27 protein-coding genes are annotated in these 25,489 nt (G+C 65.8%); 21 read left to right on the forward strand and 6 right to left on the reverse strand.

Going from position 1 to position 25,489, the window contains the following annotated elements; genetic code table 11:
- Positions 1 to 5: 5 nt before the first annotated feature.
- The 3 genes from ACGYLA_RS07110 (at position 6) to msrB (ending at position 1,991) form a co-directional block, all read left to right on the forward strand.
- The gene (locus ACGYLA_RS07110) at positions 6 to 698 is read left to right on the forward strand and encodes an anti-sigma factor domain-containing protein (protein WP_394431658.1); all 693 of its coding nucleotides are present in this window, start codon (positions 6 to 8) and stop codon (positions 696 to 698) included.
- 172 nt (positions 699 to 870) lie between these two features.
- On the forward strand, positions 871 to 1,425 hold the full coding sequence (locus ACGYLA_RS07115) for a fasciclin domain-containing protein (RefSeq protein ID WP_067268384.1): 555 nt from the start codon (positions 871 to 873) through the stop codon (positions 1,423 to 1,425).
- An 83-nt stretch (positions 1,426 to 1,508) separates the two neighbouring features.
- Positions 1,509 to 1,991, forward strand: coding sequence for a peptide-methionine (R)-S-oxide reductase MsrB (gene msrB / locus ACGYLA_RS07120; RefSeq protein ID WP_394431431.1), 483 nt, complete (start codon positions 1,509 to 1,511; stop codon positions 1,989 to 1,991).
- Positions 1,992 to 2,045: 54 nt separating this feature from the next.
- Here the strand turns inward: msrB and hrpB are convergent, their stop codons facing one another.
- Positions 2,046 to 4,469 (reverse strand): ATP-dependent helicase HrpB, encoded by a 2,424-nt coding sequence (gene hrpB, locus ACGYLA_RS07125; RefSeq protein ID WP_394431660.1) that lies wholly within the window; start codon positions 4,467 to 4,469, stop codon positions 2,046 to 2,048.
- Between the two features lie 80 nt (positions 4,470 to 4,549).
- Between hrpB and meaB the strand changes: the two genes are divergently transcribed.
- Complete coding sequence (gene meaB, locus ACGYLA_RS07130; RefSeq protein ID WP_394431433.1) at positions 4,550 to 5,524, forward strand: methylmalonyl Co-A mutase-associated GTPase MeaB; 975 nt, start codon at positions 4,550 to 4,552, stop codon at positions 5,522 to 5,524.
- Here meaB and ACGYLA_RS07135 read toward each other — a convergent pair.
- The 3 genes from ACGYLA_RS07135 to ACGYLA_RS07145 form a co-directional block, all read right to left on the reverse strand.
- Entirely contained in the window at positions 5,521 to 5,949 is a 429-nt protein-coding gene (locus tag ACGYLA_RS07135) for a PACE efflux transporter (protein ID WP_394431435.1), read from the reverse strand. The genes meaB and ACGYLA_RS07135 overlap by 4 nt on opposite strands.
- Before the next feature lie 106 nt (positions 5,950 to 6,055).
- The gene (locus ACGYLA_RS07140) at positions 6,056 to 7,000 is read right to left on the reverse strand and encodes a tyrosine recombinase XerC (RefSeq protein WP_394431437.1); all 945 of its coding nucleotides are present in this window, start codon (positions 6,998 to 7,000) and stop codon (positions 6,056 to 6,058) included.
- Positions 6,997 to 7,704, reverse strand: a complete 708-nt coding sequence (locus ACGYLA_RS07145; protein WP_394431439.1) for a DUF484 family protein — start codon at positions 7,702 to 7,704, stop codon at positions 6,997 to 6,999. Before ACGYLA_RS07145 ends, ACGYLA_RS07140 begins: the two co-directional genes overlap by 4 nt.
- Positions 7,705 to 7,975: 271 nt before the next feature.
- Between ACGYLA_RS07145 and ACGYLA_RS07150 the strand changes: the two genes are divergently transcribed.
- Entirely contained in the window at positions 7,976 to 8,896 is a 921-nt protein-coding gene (locus tag ACGYLA_RS07150) for a nitrilase-related carbon-nitrogen hydrolase (RefSeq protein ID WP_394431441.1), read from the forward strand.
- 63 nt (positions 8,897 to 8,959) lie between these two features.
- On the opposite strand, the gene fsa is transcribed toward ACGYLA_RS07150, so the two are convergent.
- Positions 8,960 to 9,613: a fructose-6-phosphate aldolase gene (gene fsa / locus ACGYLA_RS07155; RefSeq protein ID WP_067263530.1), complete on the reverse strand. Its 654-nt coding sequence runs from the start codon at positions 9,611 to 9,613 to the stop codon at positions 8,960 to 8,962.
- A 122-nt stretch (positions 9,614 to 9,735) separates the two neighbouring features.
- Here fsa and ACGYLA_RS07160 point away from each other — a divergent pair, with 122 nt between their 5' ends.
- The 4 genes from ACGYLA_RS07160 to ACGYLA_RS07175 all read left to right on the forward strand — a co-directional run bounded on the left by ACGYLA_RS07160 (position 9,736) and on the right by ACGYLA_RS07175 (position 14,828).
- Complete coding sequence (locus tag ACGYLA_RS07160; protein WP_394431443.1) at positions 9,736 to 11,925, forward strand: primosomal protein N'; 2,190 nt, start codon at positions 9,736 to 9,738, stop codon at positions 11,923 to 11,925.
- 260 nt (positions 11,926 to 12,185) lie between these two features.
- Complete coding sequence (locus tag ACGYLA_RS07165; RefSeq protein WP_394431445.1) at positions 12,186 to 13,418, forward strand: MFS transporter; 1,233 nt, start codon at positions 12,186 to 12,188, stop codon at positions 13,416 to 13,418.
- An 82-nt stretch (positions 13,419 to 13,500) separates the two neighbouring features.
- Positions 13,501 to 14,373: a 50S ribosomal protein L11 methyltransferase gene (locus ACGYLA_RS07170; protein ID WP_394431447.1), complete on the forward strand. Its 873-nt coding sequence runs from the start codon at positions 13,501 to 13,503 to the stop codon at positions 14,371 to 14,373.
- A 110-nt stretch (positions 14,374 to 14,483) separates the two neighbouring features.
- Entirely contained in the window at positions 14,484 to 14,828 is a 345-nt protein-coding gene (locus tag ACGYLA_RS07175; protein WP_271688065.1) for a hypothetical protein, read from the forward strand.
- Between the two features lie 89 nt (positions 14,829 to 14,917).
- Here ACGYLA_RS07175 and ACGYLA_RS07180 read toward each other — a convergent pair whose 3' ends face one another.
- The gene (locus ACGYLA_RS07180; protein WP_394431449.1) at positions 14,918 to 15,136 is read right to left on the reverse strand and encodes a DUF1127 domain-containing protein; all 219 of its coding nucleotides are present in this window, start codon (positions 15,134 to 15,136) and stop codon (positions 14,918 to 14,920) included.
- 353 nt (positions 15,137 to 15,489) lie between these two features.
- Here ACGYLA_RS07180 and ruvC point away from each other — a divergent pair, with 353 nt between their 5' ends.
- From ruvC to tilS, 12 genes are all read left to right on the forward strand, one after another.
- Positions 15,490 to 15,996, forward strand: coding sequence for a crossover junction endodeoxyribonuclease RuvC (gene ruvC, locus ACGYLA_RS07185; protein WP_394431451.1), 507 nt, complete (start codon positions 15,490 to 15,492; stop codon positions 15,994 to 15,996).
- Positions 15,993 to 16,670, forward strand: coding sequence for a Holliday junction branch migration protein RuvA (gene ruvA, locus ACGYLA_RS07190; RefSeq protein WP_394431453.1), 678 nt, complete (start codon positions 15,993 to 15,995; stop codon positions 16,668 to 16,670). Before ruvC ends, ruvA begins: the two co-directional genes overlap by 4 nt.
- A 76-nt stretch (positions 16,671 to 16,746) precedes the next feature.
- Entirely contained in the window at positions 16,747 to 17,766 is a 1,020-nt protein-coding gene (ruvB, locus tag ACGYLA_RS07195; RefSeq protein WP_067263549.1) for a Holliday junction branch migration DNA helicase RuvB, read from the forward strand.
- A gap of 30 nt (positions 17,767 to 17,796) precedes the next feature.
- Complete coding sequence (locus tag ACGYLA_RS07200; protein ID WP_271689990.1) at positions 17,797 to 18,420, forward strand: hypothetical protein; 624 nt, start codon at positions 17,797 to 17,799, stop codon at positions 18,418 to 18,420.
- Entirely contained in the window at positions 18,417 to 18,815 is a 399-nt protein-coding gene (locus tag ACGYLA_RS07205; protein ID WP_394431455.1) for a YbgC/FadM family acyl-CoA thioesterase, read from the forward strand. The genes ACGYLA_RS07200 and ACGYLA_RS07205 overlap by 4 nt, the downstream gene beginning before the upstream one ends.
- A 130-nt stretch (positions 18,816 to 18,945) precedes the next feature.
- Positions 18,946 to 19,641 carry a protein TolQ gene (tolQ, locus tag ACGYLA_RS07210; protein ID WP_394416768.1) on the forward strand — a complete coding sequence of 232 codons (696 nt, stop codon included), beginning with the start codon at positions 18,946 to 18,948 and terminating at the stop codon, positions 19,639 to 19,641.
- A 3-nt stretch (positions 19,642 to 19,644) separates the two neighbouring features.
- Positions 19,645 to 20,118 carry a protein TolR gene (tolR, locus tag ACGYLA_RS07215; RefSeq protein ID WP_394431457.1) on the forward strand — a complete coding sequence of 158 codons (474 nt, stop codon included), beginning with the start codon at positions 19,645 to 19,647 and terminating at the stop codon, positions 20,116 to 20,118.
- Positions 20,119 to 20,178: 60 nt separating this feature from the next.
- Positions 20,179 to 21,270 (forward strand): energy transducer TonB, encoded by a 1,092-nt coding sequence (locus ACGYLA_RS07220; RefSeq protein ID WP_394431459.1) that lies wholly within the window; start codon positions 20,179 to 20,181, stop codon positions 21,268 to 21,270.
- Between the two features lies 1 nt (position 21,271).
- Positions 21,272 to 22,615 carry a Tol-Pal system beta propeller repeat protein TolB gene (gene tolB, locus ACGYLA_RS07225; RefSeq protein WP_394410222.1) on the forward strand — a complete coding sequence of 448 codons (1,344 nt, stop codon included), beginning with the start codon at positions 21,272 to 21,274 and terminating at the stop codon, positions 22,613 to 22,615.
- Positions 22,616 to 22,713: 98 nt separating this feature from the next.
- Positions 22,714 to 23,238 (forward strand): peptidoglycan-associated lipoprotein Pal, encoded by a 525-nt coding sequence (pal, locus tag ACGYLA_RS07230; RefSeq protein WP_067262930.1) that lies wholly within the window; start codon positions 22,714 to 22,716, stop codon positions 23,236 to 23,238.
- A gap of 73 nt (positions 23,239 to 23,311) precedes the next feature.
- Positions 23,312 to 24,172, forward strand: coding sequence for a tol-pal system protein YbgF (gene ybgF / locus ACGYLA_RS07235; protein ID WP_394431662.1), 861 nt, complete (start codon positions 23,312 to 23,314; stop codon positions 24,170 to 24,172).
- A 6-nt stretch (positions 24,173 to 24,178) separates the two neighbouring features.
- Positions 24,179 to 25,450 carry a tRNA lysidine(34) synthetase TilS gene (tilS, locus tag ACGYLA_RS07240; RefSeq protein WP_394431462.1) on the forward strand — a complete coding sequence of 424 codons (1,272 nt, stop codon included), beginning with the start codon at positions 24,179 to 24,181 and terminating at the stop codon, positions 25,448 to 25,450.
- Positions 25,451 to 25,489: the final 39 nt, after the last annotated feature.

Consider the following 25,489-nt stretch of genomic DNA (forward strand, 5'->3'; position numbering starts at 1 on the left):
TTTGTGTGGCTTTCAACACCACGACCTTGGCACATTGCGATGCCGTCTGGGGAGGGCGGCAACCACTCCATCTGTTGGAGGGCGAAGACCGTGCCGCGGCCCGCGCCCGGCTGATGCAAGACCGTGAATTTGCCCGTCGCGTGGCCGATTGGCAGGAGCGTTTCGTGGCGATGACCGACGATATCGCCCCCGTCGCCCCGCCCGCTAAGCTGCGCCGCGCGCTGATGGCGCGGCTCTTCCCCGCGCGGCATGTGCCACTGTTGCAGCGGCTCTGGCTGTGGCAGGGGGTGTCGGTGGCAGCACTGGCCACCGTGGCCTTCCTTGCCCTGCCGATGCTGCGCGAGCCGCCGATGCAGCCCCCGGCCGAGGTCTATGCCACCCGCATGGCCGCCGAGGACAGCGCGCTGGAATTGCTGGCCGTCATGGATATGTCGCGCGGAAATATCGCGCTGCGCCGTGTCTCGGGCGACGCGCCCGCGGGCCGCGTGCTGGAGCTTTGGGCAATCCTGCCAGACCGCGCGCCGATCTCTCTGGGCGTGCTGCCTGAGGGGGAGGTCAACCGCGTGGCCTTGCCCGCCGATCTGGCGCCTGAGGCGGCGCAGATCACGCTGGCCATCACCGATGAGCCGCCCGGCGGCGCACCCGGCGGTGTCCCCACCGGGGAGGTCATGGCCGCTGGTGCTGTTGCGGAACTTTAAACCCCCGAAACGCCCTGCTTTGACCGAGCAGGGCGTTTCATTTTTCACCCCCCTTACAACGCGTTATGCTTTTGTTGCGAATTTTTTGAACCATTCTGAAACTCCTCTCACGTCTGCCCCGTGGGTCCAGTATCGCCGCCCACAACGGGGGGCATTCAAGGGAGGAAACCCAATGAAGACGCTCAAGACATTCGCCGCCGCCACCGCCACTGCCGCGCTTTTGGCCACCGGTGCCATCGCCGCCAATCCCGAAGTGGGCGGCGCGCCCATGTTCGAGAATAAGAACATTGTCGAAAACGCCGTGAACTCCGCCGATCACACCACGCTGGTCGCCGCCGTGAAGGCCGCCGGTCTGGTCGACACGCTGGCCTCCGAAGGGCCGTTCACCGTTTTCGCCCCGGTCAACTCCGCCTTTGACGCGCTGCCTGCGGGCACTGTCGAGACCCTGCTCAAGCCCGAGAACAAGGACATGCTGACCAAAGTGCTGACCGCCCATGTGGTGGCCGGTAAATGGTCCGCCGCCGACATCGCCGCCAAGGCACGCGCCTCCAGCGATGGGTTCTACCACTTCAACGCCGTGTCCGGCGATGCGCTTTCGGCGCAGGTGAAGGGCCGCAACGTCTATATCATCGACGAAAGCGGCAATGCCTCGCGCGTGACTATCGCAGATGTGAACCAGTCCAACGGGGTGATCCATGTTGTAAACAGCGTGCTGGTGCCCAAATAAGAGGCAACCCATAGGCCTGTTGCCGGGCCAGTACCCCCCATGCTGGCCCGGCGCTATCCCACCCGAACGCGAGGAGTAACACCATGAACAGACGTCATTTTCTGACATCGACCTTTCTGGGCGCCACCGCCATCGGGTTGGGCGCGAGCGGCACCTTGGCGGCCTATGTCGAGGGCGACTTTGAGGTTACCCGCAGCGAGGCCGAGTGGCGCGCGATGCTGAGCGATCTGGAATATGCGGTCATGCGCGAAGGCGATACGGAGCGGGCCTTTACCAGCCCGCTGAACGACGAGAAACGCCCCGGCACCTTCATCTGCAAGGGCTGTGATCAGCCGCTTTACGATGCGGCGACCAAGTTCAAAAGCGGCACCGGCTGGCCGAGCTTCTATCAGCCGCTCGACAATGCGGTTGAGACCATGGCCGACAACAGTTTCTTCATGCGCCGGACCGAGGTGCATTGTGACCGTTGCGGCAGCCATCTGGGCCATATCTTTGATGACGGGCCAGAGCCTACGGGCAAGCGGCATTGCATCAACGGCGTCTCGCTGAAGTTCGTCGCGGCTTAACGGATAGGTCTCACCCCAACGGATCGCGCGCCGCTTTCGGCGCGCGTTGTCTTGTCAGGTGCCGCGCGGTTTGGCGCGCAGGGTCGGGTCCGCCACCGTGGGGTCTTCGGGCCACGGATGACGCGGATACCGCCCGCGCATGTCCTTTCGCACATCGGCATAGGAGCTTGCCCAAAAGCCGGGGATGTCCATCGTGACCTGCACCGGGCGCTGCGCAGGCGACAGCAGGGTAACTTGCAACGGCTGGCCGCCCACCGTCGGGTGCCGCGTCACGCCGAACATCTCTTGCAAACGCAGCGCGATGCCGGGGGTCTCACCGCTGTAGTCGATGGCCACGCGCCGCCCGAGCGGGGTTTCAAAATGGGCAGGGGCCGAGCGGTCCAACTCTTGTTGCTGTTCCCAACTCAGCCGGGCTTTGAGCGCCGGGCTGATGTCGAACCCTTTCCAATCGGCGCTGCTGCGCACGCCCGTCAGATGCGGCAGCAGCCAGTCTTCCAGCGTCTCCATCAGATGCGCTTCGCTGAAATCGGGGAAGGGCGCGGGCATCAGCCGGGCGCGGGCCAGAAACAGCGCCGCCGACTTGCCGGGGTTCAGCCCCAATTGCCGCACCCCGTCCAGCATCGCGACCGCCACTGCATCGGCGGGCGCATCGGGCCATGTGCGGTCCTCTAGAACCAGCGCGCCAAAGACCTCTTGCTTGCGGGCCAGCACACGCCCCTCACGGCGCGACCATAGGCAGACATCCTGCCAGCGGATTTGATCGGCGAAGGTAGCGCGCAGCTCGGCGTCCGAGATCAGCGCCGCCTGCCGGATGCGCGCCTCGCGCGGGTCGCCGTCGAGGTCCGTGGCCACCAAGAGCCGCGCGCCCGCCATCGGGTCGGCCTCTGGCAGCACCGCGCCCTTGCCGCCCGAGAGCACATAACGCGGTGCCTCGCCCTTGCGGCGCAGCCCGACGCGGTCGGGGTAGGCGAGGGCCGCCAGCACGCCCAAGGAGTCCGGCCCGTCGCCCTTCGCGCCGCGTGCAAGGCGTTTCGCCTCGGCCTTGATGCGCGCTAGCGTGGGCGCATGGGGCGGCGTGGCGGTGCGTTTTCCGGCCAGCGCGTCCATCCGCTGCGCAAGGTCGACGGGTGCGCCGCGCATCGGGTCGCGCTCGGCAAGAAGGGCTGCGAGCATCGGTGCGCGAGGGCCGCCGCGCGCCACCATATGCGCCAATCGTGGGTGCAGGGGGAGTTTTGCCAAGGCGCGGCCATGCTCGGTGATGCGGCCCGCAGCGTCGAGCGCGCCCAACATCTGCAGCACCGATTGCGCCTCGGCGAGACGGCCCGCGTGGGGCGGGGTGACGAAGCTAAGATCACTCGCCTGCGCGCCCCAGAGCGCCAGTTCCAGCGCGAAACCGGTGAGGTCGCCGGCCTCGATCTCGGCCGGGGGGAAGGCCGCCAGCGCGCCTTCCTCGCCCCGGGTCCAGAGCTTGTAGGCCACCCCGGTATCCAGCCGCCCGGCACGGCCCGCGCGCTGCGTGGCCTCGGCGCGGGTCACCCGCTCGGTCACCAGTCGCGACATGCCGGAGGCGAGATCGAAAAGCGCGCGCCGCGAACGACCCGCGTCGACGACGATGCGGATGCCTTCGATGGTGAGGGAGGTTTCGGCGATGGAGGTCGCCAGCACCACCTTGCGGCCCGAGGGCGCGGGCGCGATGGCGGCCTGCTGCGCCTTGAAGTCGAGCGCGCCGAACAGGGGCGCCAGGGTGCAGTCTTGGGGCAGGGCGGGGCGCAGAAGCGCCTCGACGCGGCGGATTTCGCCCTCGCCAGGGAGGAAGACCAGCGCCGAGCCCGGCGCCTCCGACAGCGCCTTCAGCGTAAGATCGGCCACGGCATTCTCAAACCGCTGCTTGCCCATGGGCTTGTCGAGCCAGCGCGGTTCAACCTCGAAACTGCGCCCCTCGGAGGTCACGATCGGCGCCTCCATCAGCGCGGCCACCGGGGCGGCGTCGAGCGTGGCGGACATGGCCACCAGCATCAGGTCGTCGCGCAGCGCGCCCGCGACTTCGAGCGCCAGCGCGAGGCCAAGATCGGCGTTCAGCGAGCGTTCGTGGAATTCGTCGAAGATCACCGCGCCGACGCCCGGCAGGTCGGGGTTGTCCTGCAACATGCGGGTCAGGATGCCCTCGGTGACGACTTCGATGCGCGTGCCCTTCGACACCGCGGAGGCGCCGCGCACGCGAAATCCGACGGTCTGGCCGGTTTCCTCCCCGAGGCTTTCCGCCATCCGCGCGGCGGCGGCGCGGGCGGCGAGGCGGCGCGGTTCCAGCATCAGGATGCGGCCTTGGGTCAGCCCGGCCTCCAGCATCGCCAGCGGCACCCGCGTCGTCTTGCCCGCGCCGGGGGGCGCTTGCAGCACGACGCGGCCCGTGTTGCGCAGGGCGGCGATCACATCCGGCAGAACGGCGTCGATGGGCAGGGCGAAATCAGCGTTGGACATGGCGCGGTTATCGGGCAAAGCCGTCGCCGCGCCAAGGGTGGGGATGGACAATTCCACGCCGCCCCCGCAAAAGTTGCCCCATGGATATCGAGACATTGGCCGAAGGCATCATAGCAGGAGAGCGCCGCGCATTGGCGCGGGCGATCACCTTGGTGGAATCGGGCCGCGCCGATCACCGCGTGGCGGCGGCGGAGCTGTTGGCGAAGCTGCCCACCGACCGGCAGGCGCTGCGCATCGGGCTGTCGGGCACGCCCGGTGTGGGCAAATCCACCTTCATCGAAAGCTTCGGCATGATGCTGACGGGGCAGGGCAAACGCGTGGCGGTGCTGGCGGTGGACCCCAGTTCGGCGCGCTCGGGCGGGTCGATCTTGGGCGACAAGACGCGGATGGACCGGCTTAGCCGGGAGCCGCGCGCCTTCATCCGGCCCTCGCCCAGCCAGACCCATTTGGGCGGCGTCGCGCGGCGCTCGCGCGAGGCGGTGCGGCTTTGCGAGGCGGCGGGCTTTGACGTGGTGCTGATCGAGACCGTTGGCGTCGGCCAGTCGGAAACCGTGGTGGCCGAGATGTCGGATGCCTTCGTGCTGCTTCTGGCCCCCGCTGGCGGGGATGAGTTGCAGGGCGTCAAACGCGGCATCATGGAGATTGCCGACCTCATCGTCATCAACAAGGCCGACGGCGATCTGAAATCCACCGCCGCGCGCACCCGGGCCGACTATGCCGGTGCCCTGCGCCTGCTCCGCAAGCGCCCGCAAGACCCCGAGGGCTTTCCGCGCGCCACCGCCGTCTCCGCGTTGGAGGAAAACGGGCTGGAGGAGACTTGGGCCGCCTTGCAGGAACTGACTGACTGGCGCCGGAAGAACGGGTTCTGGGACCGCACCCGCGCCGCACAGGCGCGCTATTGGTTCGAGCAGGACGTGAAGCAGCGGCTTTTGGCGCAGCTTGAGACCCCGCAGGCCAAGGACGATATGACGCGGCTCAGCGATGCCGTGGCCGATGGGGCGCGTGATCCGGCGGAAGCGGCGGCGGAATTCGTTCGCCGCCTTAGGGCAGATTAAGACGCGTTTGCGGGTTCCGAGACGGGGAAGAGCACGTCGTAGATCCAGTTAAAGACGAAGGCGTAGATCAGGTAGAAGAGCGCGAAGCTCACGTCGATGAGGAAGGCCTCCATCAGCGAAATGCTCAGGTACCACGCGATGAAGGGCATCAGCACGAAGAGCAGGCCAATCTCGAAGGTCACGGCGTGAAGTACCCGGATCGGCACCGTCTTGCGGACCGTGCCGCGCAGACGGCGCAGGGCGTGATCGAAGCCAAGGTTGTAGAGGTAGTTCCACCCCGTCGCGATGCTGGCGCTGACAATGGTGACGACGCCGATGATGTGGATTGGCTTGTTGAACAGCCATGCGCTCATGGGGGTGACGATCAGCAGGGCGATGATCTCAAAACTAAGGGCGTGGCGGATGCGGTCTGCGGTGCTGCGCATGGGGTGGTCCCGGTATTGGTCGGGTCGTCCCGAGTGGCTGCCCAAATGGGGGAGGTCGTCCTCGCTTGGGGCCAATATGGCGATTGACGCGCGGGGTGCAAGGGGTTCAGCGGCCCGCCTTGGGGTGGGCGTTGTTATAGACCTCCATCAGCCGCGCAGTATCGACGGCGGTATAGGCCTGCGTGGTTGAGAGCGAGGCATGGCCCAGAAGCTCCTGAATGGCGCGCAGATCGCCGCCCGCGTCGAGCAGATGGGTGGCAAAGCTGTGGCGCATGGCGTGGGGCGTGGCGCTGGCGGGCAGGCCCAGTTGCATCCGCGCATCGGCCATCACCTGCGCCACGGCGCGCGCGCCCAAACCACCGCCGCGGATGGCGCGAAACAGCGGGGCCTGCGCCTCACGCGGGTGCGGGCAGAGGGCGAGGTAGTCTTCGACCGCGGCGCGGGCGGCGGGCAAGACAGGCACGACACGTTCCTTCCCGCCTTTGCCAAGGATGCGCAGGCTGGCGGGCAGGGGCGCATCGCCGCCTTTCAGCGCCAGCGCTTCGGAAATCCGCAGTCCGCAGCCCCAGAGCAGGGTCAGCACCGCCACGTCACGCGCCGCGACCCATGGGGCGCGGGCTTGGGTCTCGACACAGTCGATCAGCGCGCGGGCGGCGTCTTCGGCCAGCGGGCGGGGCAGTTTCTTGGTGAACTTGGGCGACCGGGCGAGGAGGACCGCAGTAGGCTCGAACCCCTCCCGCTCGGCCAGCCAGCGGTAAAAGGCTTTCACCGCCGAGAGCTTGCGCGCGACTGACCGTGACCCCGCCCCGCCGCTGCGGGTGCGGGCCATCCATGCGCGCATATCGCTGATGGTGATTTTCGCCAGCGCTCCCAGACCTTGGGTGTCGCCCTTATGCAGCGTCATGAAGGTAAGGAATTCGGTCACATCACCCCGGTAGGCGATGATCGTATTCTCCGCCGCATCCTTCAGCGCGCTTTGGTGTTCCAACCACGTCTGAAGCGCGTCCCGCGCGGCGGGGCTGATCAGCAGCGGATTTGCCTTCTCGCTCAAGACAGCCAGCGGCGCATGGAGCGCTCCAGCACGCCGGTAAAGAAGGTGAGCAGATCGGTGCTCTGTTGCGGGCCGAACATATGCGGGTCTTCGGCGCCCATGACCAACAGGCCGGGCAGCCGTCCGGGGCCGAAATCAAGCTTGAGACAAGCCTCGGACCGGATCCACCCCGCCTTGCTGCCATAGAGCGCTTCGGACCCATCTTGCAGCGCGCGCAGGGTCACCTGCCGCACCATGCCGCCGCGCCCTTGGCTCAGGTAGTCGTCGATAAACCCTGGCTCGGCCACGCTGAGCACATCGCCCAAACGCTGCACCGCCGGGTCATTGTCGTTCTGGGTGGATTCCAACACCAGCCGCACCGCATCGACGCGCAGGATATCGGCCACTTCGCCGCCGAGATCGCGCAGGAAAGTCTCGAACTCCACTGGGTCGAGCATGCGCAGGATGGCGCGGTGGATCTGGTTGGTCCCGGCAAGGTTCTCATAGGCCGCTGCGATGACGCTGCGATGGGTGTCTTCCAGCCGGTCGAGCCGGGTTTCAAGCCGCTCCATCGCGATGCCGCGCAGGTCGACGATATTGCCGCCCATGGCCTTTTCATTGGCCGCAATCAGCGCCTGCATCACGTCGCTGTCGTCAAGAATGACGTCAGGCGCTGAGATGATCGCCTCCCGCAGGGCGTCGTCGATTTTGGGGCTGCTGCTCATGGGCGTCTCTTTTTGATTTGCGGTGTCATAGCATGCTGGGGCGTCAAGATCTGCCCCCAATTGGTCACGGGTCCTGCCGCCTGCGGTCTTTGTTGCCGCATTGCGTCAAGCCGGGATGTAGAACGAAGCCCGGCGGAACAAAAGCTGCGCAGACGTGTTGGCCTCGGTCGACGCGCGGATTTCAGCCGTAGGGCCGCGCGTACCTGATCGAAGCCTGCCGCATATCCCCGGATGCGGTGGGAGAGGTCTTTGCCGGGAGAGGAAATCTTACATGGAACATGTCTCTGTCGATCTTTGGGCCGCCAACCTTCAGGTCGCGCCGGACTCGCTGCAAAGCTGGCTCGCCAGTGTCGAGACGCGCCTGCAACAGGCCGCCGCGCGTGAGGCGCAGCTTTTGGTAATGCCCGAGTTTTGCTGCGCCCAGTGGCTGAGTTTCGCCCCCGCCGACCTGCCTGCGGAAGAGCAGCTTGGCTGGCTCGCGCAGACCGCCACGCTGGCGCTCGACCCGATGCGGCGCATGGTTGAGCAAACCGGCGTGGCCCTGCTGCCCGGCACCTTTCCCGTGGCCTTCCCTTCGGTCGATGCGCCCGAAGGTTACCTTAATCAAGCGTGGTTTCTGACCCCCGATGGCGGGCTGCAAGTGCAGAACAAGCTGAGCCTGACCCCGCTTGAGGCGAATGGCGCCAGCGGCGTGACCATCGCAGGCACGGGGATCAACCTGTTCGAGTGGAACGGTTTGCGCTGTGTCATCGCGATCTGTCTCGATGCGGAATATACCGCGCTTTGGTCGAAGCTGGGGGAATTGAACCTCGATCTGGTGATCATTCCGGCCAAGACCGACATGATCACCGGCTATAACCGTGTGTTCAGCTGTGCGCGGGCGCGGGCGATCGAATTGCAAACCGCCGTCTGCTGTGTCGGCGCCGTCGGCGCGCCGCTGACCCCATGGCAAGAGGATACCGGCGTGGGCGGGGCGAGCGTTTACCTGCCGTGCGACGTTTCGGTGGCTTTGGACGGAATGCATGCGGCCCTGCCGCCCCAGACGGCGGCGCAGGGCATGGATTTGGTTTTGCAAGCACCCGCAATTCCCGTGGGACAGTGCCGCCGCATCCGCGCAGGCGCGGCCGAGGCCGAGGTGCGTCCGGGCCTGTGGTCGGGCGATCACCTGACGGTCGAAGGGAGTGCGGCCTAAGGCAAAGAAAAACCCCCTCCGCCACGGGCGGAAGGGGTTTGATGTTCGCGCGTTAAGGCCGGATCAGAGGATGTTCTGACCGGTCTTTTTCCAATCGGCCATGAACTGCTCCAGCCCCTTGTCGGTCAGCGGATGCGCGGCCAGTTTCTTGATCACCTCGGGCGGCGCGGTCATCACATCGGCACCGATGCGCGCGGCGTCCAGAATGTGGTTCACGCTGCGGATGGAGGCGGCGAGGATCTGCGTCTCGAAACCGTAGTTGTCATAGATGGTGCGGATGTCTTGGATCAGGTCCATGCCATCGAGGTTGATGTCATCCAAACGGCCAATGAAGGGCGAGATGAAGGTCGCGCCCGCCTTGGCCGCGATCAGCGCTTGGTTCGCCGAGAAGCAGAGTGTCACGTTGATCATGTGACCTTCGCCCGACAGAACCTTACAGGCTTTCAGCCCGTCCCATGTCAGCGGCAGTTTGATGGTGATGTTGTCGGCGATCTCGGCCAGTTTGCGGCCTTCGGCGATCATCGCGTCGGCTTCCAGCGCCACGACTTCGGCGGAAACGGGGCCATCGACGAGGTCACAAATCTCTTTGGTGACTTCAAGGATGTTGCGGCCCGATTTCAGGATCAGGGAGGGGTTGGTGGTCACGCCGTCGACCATGCCAAGGTCGTTGAGTTCGGCGATGGCGTCGATCTCGGCTGTATCTACGAAGAATTTCATGGGCTTTCCTTTCGGGTTGGAATGTGATCGCTATCGGGTCAATTCGTTGCCTTGGCTTTACCGCATGATCTGCGATGCTTAAAGCCTCAATTCCCCCAAGTGACACGGAGCATGCAGCAGGTATGGCTGAATTCTACCACCATGGTGAGTTGTTGTCGGTGATGACCACCCAGCCTTTGGGCCGCGCGCTGGATTATCGCGCGCCCGAGGGCGGTTGCCGTGCAGGGGCCTTTGTCGAGGTGCCGCTGGGGCCGCGCAAGGTGATGGGTGTGGTCTGGGGGCCGGGTGCCGGGGATTACGACATCAACAAGGTGCGCCACGTGATCCGGGTGCTCGACGCGCCGCCGATGCGCGAGGAGATGCGCGAGTTTCTGCTACGGTCCGCAGCCTATACGCTGACCCCGCTGCCCGCCATGCTGCGGTTGGCAACCCGTGCGCCGGGGCTGGGCGATCCGCCCTCGATGCGCAAAATCTACCGGGCCGGTGAGGGCGTGCCGTCGCGCATGACCGATGCGCGCCAGCGGGTCATGGCGGTGCTGGAGGAATATGGCGATCTGGCTTTCACGCTGAAGGAGCTTTCTGAGATGGCCGGGGTGACGTCCTCGGTCGTGAAAGGGCTGGTCGACCAAGGCGCCGTGCGCGAGGAGGAAAGCCCCCGCGACCTGCCGTTCCGCCCGCTCGATCCCTCGCTGCCGGGCAAGGCGCTGACCGAGGATCAGGCCAAGGCAGCGGCGGTGCTGCGCGAGGGGATCAAGTCCGAGACCTACGGCACGACGCTTTTGCGCGGGGTCACCGGCTCGGGCAAGACGGAGGTCTATCTCGAAGCCGTGGCGGCGGCGGTGCAGGCGGGGCGGCAGGCGCTGGTGCTGCTGCCCGAGATCGCGCTGACCGAGCAGTTTTTGGAGCGTGTCGAAGAGCGTTTCGGCGCCAAGCCCGCCGAATGGCACTCGGGCGTGACCATGACCGAGCGGCGCCGCATCTGGCGCATGGTGGGGCAGGGCAACGCGCAGCTGGTGATCGGCGCGCGCTCGGCGCTGTTCCTGCCGTTTCAGAATCTCGGGCTGATCGTCGTGGATGAGGAACATGACACCTCCTACAAGCAGGAGGACGGCGTGCTCTACAATGCGCGGGACATGGCGGTGCTGCGGGCCTCGATCTGCGGCGCGCAGGTGGTGCTCGCAAGCGCCACGCCGAGCCTCGAGACATGGGCCAATGCCGAGGCCGGGAAGTACCGGCGGCTGGAGTTGACCTCGCGTTTCGGCCCGGCGGTAATGCCGCAGATGGGCGCGATCGACATGCGGCAGGCGGGGCTGCCGGGGGATAAATGGATTTCGGGCGAGATGAAGCGCGAGGTCGATGCGCGATTGGCGCGCGGCGAGCAGGCGATGCTCTTCATCAACCGCCGCGGCTATGCGCCGGTCACGCTTTGCCGTGCCTGCGGCGAGCAGATCGGCTGCGATCAATGCGATGCGCGGATGGTCGAACACCGGTTTCTGAAACGCCTAGTCTGTCACCAGTGTGGCGAGAGCAAACCGATGCCCGAGGCCTGCCCCTCCTGCGAGGTCGAGGGCAAGCTTGCGCCCGTGGGCCCCGGGGTGGAGCGTCTGGGCGAGGAGGCCGCAGCGCTCTGGCCGGAGGCGCGGATCGCGACGCTAAGTTCGGATATGTACGGCTCGGCCCGTGCGCTCAAGGCCGAGATCGCGGGCATCGCCGAGGGGGCGGCGGATATCATTATCGGCACGCAGCTGGTGGCCAAGGGGCATAACTTTCCCAAGCTGACGCTGGTGGGGGTGATCGACGCCGATCTCGGGCTCACCGGGTCGGACCTGCGCGCGGCGGAGCGGACGTTCCAATTGATGCGGCAGGTGGCGGGGCGTGCGGGCCGGGCCGAGGCGCCGGGCGCGGCCCTGTTGCAGACCTATCAGCCCGAGCACCCGGTGATCCGGGCGATCTTGGCGGGTGAGGAGGAGGCCTTCTGGGCCGCCGAGGCCGGAGAGCGGCGCCAAGCCGGGGTGCCGCCCTACGGGCGCATGGCGGGGATCATCCTGAGCGGCAGCGATGCGGCGGCGGTCTTTGATCTGGGCAACCATCTGGCGCGGCATGACGGGCCTTTGCGTGCGGTAGGGGCGCAGGTTTTCGGCCCCGCCCCCGCGCCAATCGCCCGGGTGCGCGGGCGGCATCGTGTGCGGTTGTTGGTGAAGGCGGACAAGGGCGTGGCGCTGCAGGAGGCGCTGGGCCGCTGGGTCGGTGGGCTGCGGCTCAAGGGGGATTTGCGGCTGGCGGTGGATATCGATCCGCAGAGTTTTTATTGAGGCTGGCTGGCAAGACGTTTGCACCTCGCGCACCAGCCCGGAATCAAGGGCGTATGCCCGCCGGGCAGCGCCAGACCGTCCCATGGTCTGGCGCTTTTGCAATCGGAGTGGCGGCTTGCGCAAGTTTCATATGACCTGCTGCCATAAAGTGCCCACCTGAAAGTTCGTGTGCGCCAGCCCCCGGTCTGGCACTGCCCGGCTCCTGAGCCGGATCGTCCTTTTCTCTCGCCATCCCCGGGCCTTGGGCGTAATGAAATCCCATGACCCGTTTCATCACCCTCGAAGAGGCCAAGCGCCTGCCGTTCTGGCGCCGTCCCGTGGCCCTGCTGTTTCTCATGGCGCTGGCCATGCCGATTGCGTTCAACACATGGTCGGCGTTGCTGAACAACTTCGTCATCGAGGTCGCCGATTTCGACGGGTCCGACATCGGGCTGCTGCATACGGTGCGCGAGATCCCGGGGTTTTTCGCCATCGGTGTCATCGCCATTCTGCTCTTCATGCGCGAACAGGTGTTGGGGCTGGTCTCGCTCGCGCTTCTGGGCGCGGCCACGGCGGTCACGGCCTATTTCCCCTCCATGGGCGGTATCCTGACGATCACCATGCTCAGCTCCATCGGGTTCCACTACTACGAGACGGTGAACCAGTCGCTGCAACTGCAATGGCTGAAGATTGAGGACGCCCCGCGGATGATCGGCTGGCTCATGGCCGCGGGCTCGCTGGCCACGTTGGTGGCCTATCTCGCGATCATGGCGCTGTGGGAGACGCTGAGCCTCAGCTACAGCATCGTCTATATGATCGGCGGGGGCGTTACCGTCGCCATCGCACTCACCGCCATGCTGGCCTATCCGCAGTTCGAGGCGCCCACGGTGCAGAACAAGAAAATGGTGCTGCGCCGCCGCTACTGGCTCTATTATGCGCTGCAATTCATGTCCGGCGCGCGGCGGCAGATCTTCGTGGTCTTCGCGGGCTTCATGATGGTCGAGCGCTTCGGCTTTGAGGTGCATGAGATCACCATGCTGTACCTCATCAACCTTGTCGCCAATATGCTCTTTGCCCCGCTGATGGGCCGCGCGGTGGGCCATTTCGGCGAACGCCGGACCTTGGCGGTGGAATACATCGGACTGATCTTGGTCTTTCTGGCCTATGGCGGGGTCTATTACCTCGGCTGGGGCGTGGTGATCGCGGCGGCGCTCTATGTCATCGACCACATGTTCTTTGCCCTCGCACTGGCGTTGAAGACCTACTTCCAGAAGATCGCCGATCCGGCGGATATCGCGCCCACGGCGGCGGTGGCCTTCACCATCAACCATATCGCCGCGGTCTTCCTGCCGGTGCTCTTGGGGCTCTTGTGGCTGGCCTCTCCGGCGGCGGTGTTCTTCCTTGCGGCTGGGATGGCGGCTGTGTCGCTGATGCTGTCGCTGCTGATCCCGCGCCACCCTGCACCGGGGCATGAGACGATCTTTCAGCGTGTCCTGCCGCAGGCCGCCGAATAACGGGCAAAACCCGGCATGGCTTGACCCGGCGCGCGCGCGGCCCTAGGCGAAACGCAACCGCACCGCAGCAAAGGACCGCGCCATGCCCACTTTCACCGCCCTGACCACCCTCGAAGGCCGCGACCCCGCCTATGCTCTGGGCGAGGCGATGGAGCGGCTGACCCCTGAGCCCACCGGCGTGGGCGTTTTCGAGGTCGAGGACGGCTCGGGCCTGTGGGAAGTCGGCGGCTATTTCGAAGAAGCGCCCGATACCGCAGCACTTGCCGTGCTGGCCAAGGCCATGGGCGCCAAGGAGTTCACCGTCTCCGAACTGCCGGAAACCGATTGGGTCGCCCATGTGCGCCGCGAATTGGCACCGGTGGAGGCGGGCCGCTTCTTCGTCTACGGCAGCCATGACGCGGACAAGGTGCCCGAAGACTGCGAGCCGCTGCTGATCGAGGCCGCCATGGCCTTCGGCACGGGTCACCACGGCACCACCTTGGGCTGCCTCAAGGCGCTCGACCGGCTGGCGAACGAGGGGTTCCACGGCAAGAACGTGGCCGACATCGGCTGCGGTACCGCGGTGCTGGCGATGGCCGCCGCGCGCATCTGGCCGGAAACCGTGCTGGCAAGCGACATCGACGAAGTCGCGGTCGAGGTGGCGCAGGCCAATGTCGACGCCAACGGGCTAACGGGCCGCGTGACCTGCGTGGAGGCCGCGGGCTTCGACCATCCCGCGTTGGCCGAAGCCGCGCCTTTCGATCTGGTCTTTGCCAATATCCTCAAAGGTCCGCTGGTGGCGCTCGCGCCCGACATGGCGGCGGCGCTGCAGCCCGGCGGCTATGCGATTCTCTCTGGCCTGCTGAACGAACAGGCGGAAGAGGTGATCGAGGTTTATGCACGATCCGGCATCAATCTGACCCACCGCGAGAGCATTGGTGACTGGACGACACTAACGCTTCAAACGAAAGTATAATTCACGCCTCATTTTCGTTGCATTCGACCCTTTTGCCGCTTTGTTGCCACATTTGGACTTTATTCAAATTGGCAGCAAACGGTGGGGGCCGGATTGCTACGGAGGCTGTGATGGCTGAAGGACACGCTCAATTCGCGAAACGGATCGAACTTCTGGGGCGCAAGCATCGGAAGCTGGAACGAGGATATGTCACCCGCGTCGGACGCGATGGGTTGATCTCTGTCTTGCCGAAACGCGCCCGCCGGGGGTTCCCGATGACAGGGCTTTTCCTGATCGTACTGGTGTTTTTTGGCTTCAAAGCCTTCACCCTCGCCGCGATCGGCCCGGTGACCTATAACGAGCGTCTCTCGCGCCTCGCCAATGGGTCGAACCTTGAGCAGATCGGCGCCAAGATGATGGCCATCGACCCGGTGACCCAGACATTGGCCGAGCTGACCGGCCCGATCATGCGGTAACGGGGCATCGCCTCTTGCGTAAAGAAAAAGCCGTAGCGGAGGCTCTCCGCTACGGCTTTTCTAATGGGGCTGATGCTTATCCCGTAGGATCAACGCACGAAGTGGTTTTGCGCCACAAGGTCGATGTCGCCCCGGATCAAGCCGATGTCTTGCAACTCGAGATCGGTCAGGTCCGACAGCGCCTTGCGGGTGGCGCGGCTGTCTTGCCAAGCTTCGACCGCGGCGAAGAAGGTGCCGAAAAAGCCAAGGATGCGTGTGACGGCCGAGGGGGAGCCGTAAGCGGTGCGGGTAGTGTCGAAAGCTGCCATGGGGCCGTCCTTTGTTTGATCTCAGGTTGCGTCGGCAGGGGGGCGGGATGGCGTTCCTTACCGAACGGAATTTTCGGCAAGTATGCCCGAAATTCGCCCCGCGCAATCCCTCAAAAACGACAGTGAGCCTTGCGTTTTTTGCATGGGTCGAGAACAGGGTTAACCCACTATCATTAAGGGAAAAATTCACCGCGCGGCATGTCGGTTTTGAGCCATGGAGAGGCGCAATTCGACGCTGCGGTTCAAAAGCGACAGAGCGCCTGTCGTAAAGCGCCCGCGGCGCATGAGGGCTTTGCGATGTTCGCCTTTCGTGCTAGTGCACCAAAAAAGCAACAATTTTATCGAGGGCAGAGATGATACGGGTGATCGGTATAGATCCGGGGCTGCGCAATCTGGGTTGGGGCGTGATCGATGTCTCGGGCAGCCGAATCGCCCATGTGGCCAATGGCATCTGTCACTCCGAAGGCGACGACCTTGGCGCTCGGCTCTTGTCCTTGCATGGGCAGCTTACGCGCGTGCTGACGGCATGGCGGCCCCAAGCGGCAGCGGTTGAGCAGACCTTCGTGAACAAGGATGGCGCCGGGACGTTGAAACTGGGGCAGGCGCGGGGCATCGCCATGCTGGTGCCCGCGCAGTTTGGTTTGACGGTGGGCGAATATGCCCCCAACAAGGTCAAGAAAACCGTGGTCGGCGTCGGCCATGCGGATAAGGGGCAGGTGGCGCATATGGTTAAGATGCAGATGCCGGGGATCGAGATTGCCGGGCCGGATGCCGCCGACGCGCTGGCCATCGCGATCTGCCACGCGCATCACGGCGGGGCGAGCACCTTGGCCCAAGCGGTGGGGAGGGCAAGCGCATGATCGGCAAGCTTTCGGGCCGCATCGACTACCGCGCCGCCGATCACGTGCTGATCGACGTGCGCGGGGTGGGTTACCTCGTCTATGTCTCCGACCGAACCATGGCAGTACTCCCGGGCGTGGGCGAGGCGGTGGCGCTTTATACCGACCTCGTGGTGCGCGAGGACCTGATGCAGCTCTTTGGCTTCCAGACGCTGGTGGAGAAGGAATGGCACCGGCTACTGACCTCGGTGCAGGGGGTGGGGGCCAAGGCCTCGCTCGCGATCCTCGGCACGCTGGGGCCGGATGGCGTGAGCCGCGCCATCGCGCTTGGTGACTGGAACGCGGTGAAGGCCGCGAAGGGCATCGGCCCGAAAATCGCGCAGCGCGTGGTGCTGGATCTCAAGGACAAGGCGCCCGGCGTCATGGCGATGACCGGCACCGTGGCCGACGCCATGGGTGAGACTGCGGCCGCCGCCGACGAGGCGGTGATCGAAGCCGCCGCCCCGCGCCCCGCGCCGAAACCTGCCGCCGCCAACGCCTCCGCCCAGTCCGAGGCGCTCTCGGCGCTCGGCAACCTCGGTTATGCGCCGGGCGATGCGGCGGGCGCCGTGGCGCAGGCGGCAGGCGAGACGCCCGAGGCCGATACCAAGGCGCTCATTCGCGCGGCGCTGAAGCTGCTGGCGCCGAAGGGGTGAGCACGAATGCGTGCGGCGGCTGGTGCGTGAACCTTCCGCTGGAAGAACCACGCACCCTACGGCATAACGAGGCCCTATGACCGACATCGACCCAACCGTGCGGCCCGACCCGCTGCCCGAAGACACCGACCGCGCGCTGCGGCCGCAGATGCTTGGCGAATTCGTCGGGCAGGCGGAGGCGCGGGCGAATCTGTCGGTCTTTATCCAATCCGCCCGCCAGCGGGGCGAGGCGATGGACCACACGCTGTTTCACGGGCCGCCGGGCTTGGGCAAGACGACACTGGCGCAGATCATGGCGCGCGAGCTTGGCGTCGGCTTTCGCATGACCTCCGGCCCGGTGCTGGCCAAGGCCGGTGACCTCGCCGCGATCCTCACCAATCTCGAGGCGCGCGATGTGCTGTTCATCGACGAGATCCACCGGCTCAATGCCTCGGTTGAAGAGGTGCTCTACCCTGCGATGGAGGATTTCGAGCTCGATCTGGTGATCGGCGAAGGCCCCGCCGCGCGCACCGTGCGGATCGAATTGCAGCCCTTCACGTTGGTCGGCGCCACCACCCGCATGGGGTTGCTGACCACGCCGCTGCGCGACCGGTTCGGCATCCCGACGCGGCTGCAATTCTACACCGAGGACGAGCTTTACATCATCGTCGACCGCAACGCCCGCAAGCTCGGCGCCCCGGCGGACGAAGGCGGCGCGCGCGAGATCGCCAAACGCGCCCGCGGCACGCCGCGCATCGCGGGCCGACTGTTGCGCCGGGTGGTGGATTTCGCCGTGGTCGAAGGCGATGGCCGCGTGACGCGCGAGTTGGCCGATATGGCGCTGACCCGGCTCGGGGTTGATCACCTCGGCCTCGACGGAGCCGACCGGCGCTACCTGCGGCTGATGGCGGAGAACTATCAGGGCGGCCCGGTGGGGATCGAGACGCTTTCCGCCGCGCTTTCGGAAAGCCGCGATGCGCTGGAGGAGGTCATTGAGCCGTTCCTGTTGCAGCAGGGGCTGATCCAGCGTACCCCGCGCGGCAGGATGTTGGCCGCCAAAGCGTGGAGCCATCTCGGGCTTGCCGCGCCCAGAGGGCAGAGCGACCTTTTTGGCTGACGTTTCGGAGCGAAGGTAGACCAGATGACGATGACCGCAGAGCAGATCGAGACCCTTTTCACCCGCCGCGACGGGCAGTTCGCCTTTGCCCGCTGGGGCCGCCCCATCGCTCCTGTGGCCTTTGGGATCGAGGAAGAGGCGCTGCCGGTAGTGAAAGGCGCGCTCGAAGCGGTGGCCAAGCTTGCCGGTCACGACATGGCCGAAACCGACCCGGAGTTGGGCAGCAACCTGATGATGTTCTTCTTCGCCGATTGGGCGGAACTGCTCGACGTGCCGGGTATGGAGGGGCTGGTGCCCGACCTCGCGGCGCAGGTCGAGCGGCTGCAGGCCGCGGGGGCGAACCAGTACCGTTTCTTCCGTTTCGACGAGAACGGCGCGATCAAGGCGGCTTTCGTCTTCCTGCGCATGGACGAGAGCCTGCAAGACATGTCCGCGCAGGTGCTGGCGCTGAGCCAAGCGGTGCAGGTCATCCTCTTGTGGTCCGAGGATGCCTTTCAGGAGCAATCCCCGCTGGCGATGGCCGATGACGCGCTGGTCCTGCGCCCTGAGGTGGCGGATGTGATCCGCGCCGCCTATGACCCGGTGATGCCCCCCGCCGCCAATGATGCCAGCCACGCGCTGCGCCTTGCCGCACGGGTGCAGGTGGCGTCATGAGCCATAGCTTCCCGGTCCGCATCTTCTATGAAGATACCGATATGGCGGGTGTCGTCTATTACGCCAACTACCTGCGCTATATCGAACGGGCGCGGTCGGATATCGTCGAACAGATCGGCCTTGATCAACGTGCCATGCGCGACGAGGGGCTGGTCTTTGTCGTAACGCGGGTGGAGGCGGATTACCTCGGCGCCGCGCGCTTTGGCGACCGGCTGGAGGTGCAGACGACCCATCAGGCCGAAGGGCCGGTGCGTTGGGTGTTCGATCAAGACGTGCTGCGCGATGGCAAGGTCATCTTTCGCGCCAAAGTTACCGCCGTTTGCATGACAACGGGCGGAAAACCCACGCGGCTGCCAGCGAAACTCCGCCTGTCGGAGGGCGATCCGGCGTGGTGATACCATAATTCTGGCAATCTAGGTTGCAGTCCGTTAGCTTTGCTCCAAATTGAGGCCAGAAAATAGGGCCCAGAGATAGAACCCAGAGGCAGAATGCCCCGAAGGGGCGGCAGTAAAAGAGCATAGTTAAATGGAAGCAGAGACGCTGGCATTGGCACAGGGGATCGATTTCTCCCTGTGGGGTCTGTTCGCGAAGGCGACGGTCACGGTCAAACTTGTGATGATCATGCTGATCGGGGCCTCTTTCTGGTCTTGGTCGATCATCATTCAAAAAACCATCCAATACCGCCGCGCCCGCGCTGAGGCGGCGCAGTTCGATCAGGCCTTCTGGTCGGGTGAGCCTTTGGATGGTCTCTTTGACACGATTGGCGCCGACCCCGATGGGCCGTCGGAGAAGATCTTTGCCGCCGGCATGTCGGAATGGCGCCGCTCGCACCGCGAGGATGGCGCGCTGATCCCCGGTGCAACCGCACGCATCGACCGGTCGATGGACGTGGCGATCGCGAAAGAAGCGGAGCGCCTGCAAAAGGGCCTGCCGGTACTGGCGACCGTGGGCTCCACCGCGCCCTTTGTTGGCCTCTTCGGCACTGTCTTCGGCATCATGAACTCTTTCATCGAGATCGCGGCCCAGCAGAACACCAACCTCGCCGTCGTGGCCCCGGGCATCGCCGAGGCGCTTCTGGCGACCGGCATCGGCCTTCTCGCTGCGATCCCGGCGGTGGTCTTCTACAACAAGCTGAGCGCCGACAGTGACCGGATCCTCGGCACCTACGAGGCCTTCTCGGACGAATTTGCGACCATCCTCAGCCGCCAGTTGGACAGCTGAGCCATGGGCGCGGGTGTCATGAAAAAGCAAGGCGGCAAGGGGCGGCGGCGTGGCCGCGCCCAGCCGATGGCCGAGATCAACGTCACGCCCTTCGTGGACGTGATGCTGGTGCTGCTGATCATCTTCATGGTCGCGGCCCCGCTGTTGACCGTCGGGGTGCCAGTGGAACTGCCCAAGACTGCTGCAACGGCTCTGCCGGCCGAGCAAGAAGAGCCGCTAACCGTTACCGTCACTGCCGAAGGCAGCGTGCAGATCCAGACCACCGACACGCCGCGCGACCAGCTGGTGACCAAGCTGCGCGCCATCGCGGCGGAGCGGGCCAGCGACCGGGTTTTCCTGCGCGCCGATGGCGCGGTGCCCTATGCGCAGGTCATGGAAGTCATGGGCGCGCTCAACGCGGGCGGATTTTCCAACATCGGTCTAGTGACCGACATCGGCGGTCCGGCGATGGACGGCAGCGACACGTCGGGTGGCTGAGCGGTGCATACCGGGCATTACATATCAGGTGCCGGGCATCTGGGTCTTATCGGCTGGCTGTTGTTCGGAAACATCTTCACTTCCGAGCCTGAGCCGGTTGAGATGACCGAGGTCTCAGTGATCTCGGCGGCGGAATATGACGCGCTCGTCTCGGCCCAGCAGCCGCCCGCCTCGACCACCGAGGTGGCCCAGCCCGCATTGCCCGCGCCGAGCGAGGAGGCGCCCGAGATCACCGCCGAGCCGGATACAGAGATCGAACAGCCCGAGCCGGTGCAGACCGAAACCCCGCCCGAGGACACGCCGCCAGAGGTGACCGAGCTGGAACTGCCGCCGCAGACCGAAGTGGACGACAGCGCGCCCGAACTGAACGAGCCCATCGGCGACACCGCCGTTCTGGTGCCCGAGATCGCCCCCGAGGCCCGCCCCCGCGAGGCCCCGCGCGTGGCGCCCGAGCCCGTGGCCCCGCCCGAGCCCGAAGCGCGCCCCGACCTTGACGAACAGCCCGCCGTCGCGCCCGAACCTGAGGCCGAGCCGGAAGTTGTCGTCGAAGAAGAGCCGCAAGAGGCGCAGACGCCTGAGGACACCACGACCGAGATCGTGACCGAGGCCGATCAGGCCCCGGCGGCCTCGGCCCGCCCGCCCGGTCGCCGTCCGTCCCCGCCGCCGCCCGTTGAGGTGGCCGAGGCCCAGGAGGAACCCGAGGAGGAAGCCGCCCCCGAACCGACGCCGGAGCCCGCCGAGGAACCTGCGCAGGACACGACCGAAGACGCCATCGCCGATGCGCTGAGCGAAGTCCTCGGCCAGCCGGAGGCCGAGGCCCCGGTGCCGAGCGGCCCGCCGTTGTCCTCGGGCGAGCGCGAGAGCCTGCGCGTCGCGGTCTCGGCCTGCTGGAACATCGGCGCGCTGTCGACCGAAGCGGCGCGGACCACGGTGATCGTGGGGCTGCAGATGAATCAGGACGGCACGCCGGTGATCGGGTCGATCCGGATGCTCAGCGCCTCGGGCGGTGGCGATGCCGCAGCAAGGCAGGCCTTCGAGGCGGCGAAACGTGCAATCATCCGCTGCGGCAGCCGCGGCTACGACCTGCCGCAGGAAAAATACAGCCAGTGGCAAGACATCGAGATGACATTCGACCCAATGAGGAGCCGATAACATGCTGACGAGACTTCTGGGACTTCTGGCACTGGGGGCCGCGACCGTCTTCGCGGCGGCCCCGGACACCGCGCGCGCCGAACCGTTGCGCATCGTGATTGACGACCCGACCATCGAACCCTTGCCCTTCGCCGTCCCCAGCTTTCAGCCCGAAAGCGGCGAGGCCGGGCAACTGGCCGTCGATATCGCCCGCGTCGTCTCGGACGACCTGACCGGCACCGGCCTCTTCCGCGAGATTCCGGCCAGCGCCTATATCTCCACCGTGAGCGACTTCAACGCGCCGGTCGAATACGCCGATTGGAAGGCGATCAACGCGCAGGCGCTGATCACCGGGGCGGTCAATGTCACCGGCAACAGCGTGAACGTGAAGTTCCGCGTCTATGACGTCTTCTCGGGTGAGGAGCTGCTGGATGCCAGCGGGCAGGGCGGTTTGCAATTCAGCGGCACTGTCGATGGCTGGCGGCGCATGGCGCATAAGGTGGCCGATGCGGTTTACAGCCGGATCACCGGCGAGGGTGGCTATTTCGACAGCCGCGTGGTGTTCGTCTCTGAGACCGGGCCGAAGGACAATCGCCAGAAACGTCTGGCCGTGATGGACTATGACGGGGCGAACCTGAAATACCTCACCGAATCCGGCTCTATCGTGCTGGCGCCGCGTTTTTCGCCCAGCGGGGACCGTGTGCTCTACACCAGCTATGAAAGCGGCTTCCCGCGCATTTATGTGCTCGACATCGGCACCGTCCAACGCCGCGCGCTGCAAAGCGCCGAAGGCTCCATGGCTTTCGCGCCGCGGTTCTCGCCCAGCGGTCAGACGGTCGTCTATTCGTTGAGCCAAGGCGGCAACACGGACATCTATTCGATGGACATCAACAGCGGCCAGTCGGTGCGCCTGACGAACACGCCTGCGATTGAGACGGCGCCGAGCTTCTCGCCCGATGGCAGCCAGATCGTCTTTGAGAGTGACCGTTCCGGCAGCCCGCAGCTTTATGTCATGCCCGCCACCGGGGGCGAGGCGACGCGGATTTCCTTTGGCGAGGGGCGCTACGGCACGCCCGTCTGGTCGCCGCGCGGGGATCTGGTGGCCTTCACCAAGCAGAACAAGGGCCGCTTCCACATCGGTGTCATGCGGCTGGATGGCTCGGAAGAGCGTTTGCTGACCGCCTCCTTCCTTGATGAGGGTCCGACTTGGGCCCCCAATGGGCGGGTGATCATGTTCGCGCGCGAAACCCAAGGGGCGGGCGGGTCCTCCTCGCTCTATTCCGTCGATATTTCGGGGCGCAACCTCAAGCCTGTGCGCACGCCCGAGGGCGGTTCTGACCCCTCGTGGTCACCGCTGCAAGATTAAGGTTTCCACATGCCACCCACGGGTGCGGGCAATTCCAATGATCCCGCGCCTGTGTTAATACCAGCAACGATAACGCCACCACATAGAAGGCAGACCCCATGAAACGCATTCTGACCAGCACGCTTTTGATTTCCGCATTGGCCGTGTCGGCCTGTACCAACCCTGACCGCTTTGGTGCCGATGGCATGGGCGGGGCAAATGCAGGGGCCGGGGTCAACGCCGGCGTGGTGCCGGGCAGCGCGAATGACCCGACCTCCACCGCCTATTTCCAGCAGGCCGTGGGCGACCGGGTGCTGTTCCTTGTAGACCAATCCACCCTGACCGACGAAGGTCGCGCCACGCTTGACGGGCAGGTCGCATGGCTTCAGGCCAATTCCGATTACCAAGCCGTGATCGAAGGCCATGCCGATGAGCAGGGCACGCGCGAATACAACATCGCGCTTGGCGGTCGCCGTGCCAACGCGGTGCGCGAATATATGATCTCACGCGGGATCGCGGCCTCGCGGCTCAAGACCATCAGCTACGGCAAGGAACGCCCGATTGAGATCTGCTCGGCAGAGGCTTGCTATGCCAAGAACCGCCGCGCCGTGACCGTGCTGGCTGGCGGCGCGCTGACCAGCTGATCGCGGCAACTTCCCAAGCAATGACCAATCCAAGGAGGCCGATGTGCTGAAGCGATATATCTTCGTGGCCGTGATGGGGCTGATGACCGCCCCCGCTGCGCTTATGGCGCAGGACAACGATCAAACGCTGGCTGACATTCGCCAGCAGCTGACCGTGCTCAACGTCGAGGTGCAAAAGCTGCGCCGCGAATTGTCGACCACCGGCGGCGCCTCGGTCGAGACCGGCGGCAATTCGGTGTTGGAGCGGGTCAGCACCATGGAGAGCGAGTTGCAGCGCCTCACCTCCAAGACAGAGGAGATGGAGAACCGCATCAACCGGATCGTCGCCGATGGCACCAACCGGATTGGCGATCTGGAGTACCGTTTGGTCGAGCTTGAGGGCGGCGATCTGAGCGCTTTGGGTGAGACTTCGACCCTCGGCGGAGGGGAGGCGCCCGCCGTGGCAGCCCCCGCCCCCGAAGCGGGCCGTGAGGTGGTCGAAGTGACCCCCGGTAACGGCGAAGCGGGCGCTTCCGGCGGCATCATCACCCCGATCAACGAAGCAGAGCTGGCGGTCAGCGAGAAGGCCGATTTCGAGCGGGCGCAGGAGGCGCTCGCATCAGGTGACTTTCGCAGCGCCGCCGACCTCTTTGCGGCCTTCAATACGACCTACCCCGGTGGCCCGCTAGCCGCCGAGGCCGAGATGCGCCGGGGCGAAGCCCTCACGGGTCTGGGCGACAACCGCGAAGCGGCGCGCGCCTATCTCGCGGCCTTCAGTACCGATCCCGAAGGGCCAGTGGCCCCGCGGTCGCTCTTCGAGCTGGGCCGCGCCCTTGGCGTGTTGGAGCAGACCCAAGAGGCCTGCGTGACCCTCTCGGAAGTCGCCGTGCGCTTCCCGAACGCCCCGCAGGTCAGCCAAGCCGAGGCGCAGCGCCAGACGCTGGGTTGTTCCTGACCGCAGATGACTGCACCCGCCGCAACGGCTGATGCAGCGCTGACCGAGGGGTTGCTTTCTGGCTTGGGCGGCGCGCTGCCGCCCCGCCTTGGCGTCGCCGTTTCGGGCGGGGGCGATTCCATGGCGCTGCTGTCGCTTCTGCATGGGCTGGCGACAGCGACGGGCAGCCATCTTGAGACCGTGACCGTCGACCATGGACTGCGCCCAGAAGCGGCGGAAGAGGCCGCCATGGTTGCGCGCCATGCCGCCCGACTGGGGCTGGCCCATGAAACCCTGCACTGGCGCGGTTGGGACGGGCAGGGCAATCTTCAAAACGCCGCGCGTGAGGCGCGCTATCGCCTGATGGCCGATTGGGCCGCGCGGCGCGGGCTTCCCGTCGTGGCCCTTGGCCATACGGCGGACGATCAAGCCGAGACGGTGCTGATGCGCTTGGCGCGCCGCTCGGGGGTGGACGGCCTTGCGGCCATGGCGCCGCGCAGCGAAAGGTTCGGTGTCACATGGCTGCGCCCGCTGCTTTTCGCCCGGCGCGCGGCCCTGCGCGATCATCTGCGGCGGGCGGGGCTGCACTGGGTCGAAGACCCCAGCAACGATGACCCGCGCTATGCCCGGATCAGAACCCGCCAAACCCTTGATGCCCTCGCACCGCTTGGCATCGATGTAGAGACTTTGGCCGAGGTCGCGCGCAACATGGCCACCGCCCGGGCGGCATTGGACATCCAAACCGACCGCGCCGCGGGCGATATTCTGCGTATGGAGGCGGGCGCCCAGGTGATGCAGGCCGATGCCTTTTTCGCCGAGCCGGAAGAGATCCGCCGCCGCCTGATGCTCCGGGCACTTGGGCAGATCAACGGCGGCGCTTACCCCCCGCGCCGCGGCCCCGTCGCTACCCTGATCGCGGGGCTAGCGGAAGGGCAGGCGGCCACGCTGGCGGGGTGTCAGGCACTGCTCCGGCGCGGTGAAATCTGGGTCTTTCGCGAGTATTACGCGGTGCGCGATCTGCGCGTGCCTGCGGATCAGCTTTGGGACGGACGCTGGCGTGCGATTCCCCCCGAAGGGCTGCCGCCCGAGGCCGAATTGCGCGCGCTTGGCCCCGAGGGGCTGGCCCAATGCCCCGATTGGCGCAGCCTTGGGCGACCCCGTGCCGCCTTGCTGTCGACCCCGGCCATCTGGCAGGGCCCGCGGCTGCTTGCCGCGCCCCTTGCCGGGCTGGACCAGAAATGGCATGTCCGGCGCGAAAGCGGCGCGGAATGGAACAAAACCGCGCCATTATCGCATTGAACATGAGCGCATCATGTCTATCTTAGTATGGTGGTTGCC

The sequence above is a fragment of the Sulfitobacter sp. 1A13679 genome (assembly GCF_043557115.1).
Classification (GTDB): Bacteria; Pseudomonadota; Alphaproteobacteria; order Rhodobacterales; family Rhodobacteraceae; genus Sulfitobacter; species Sulfitobacter faviae.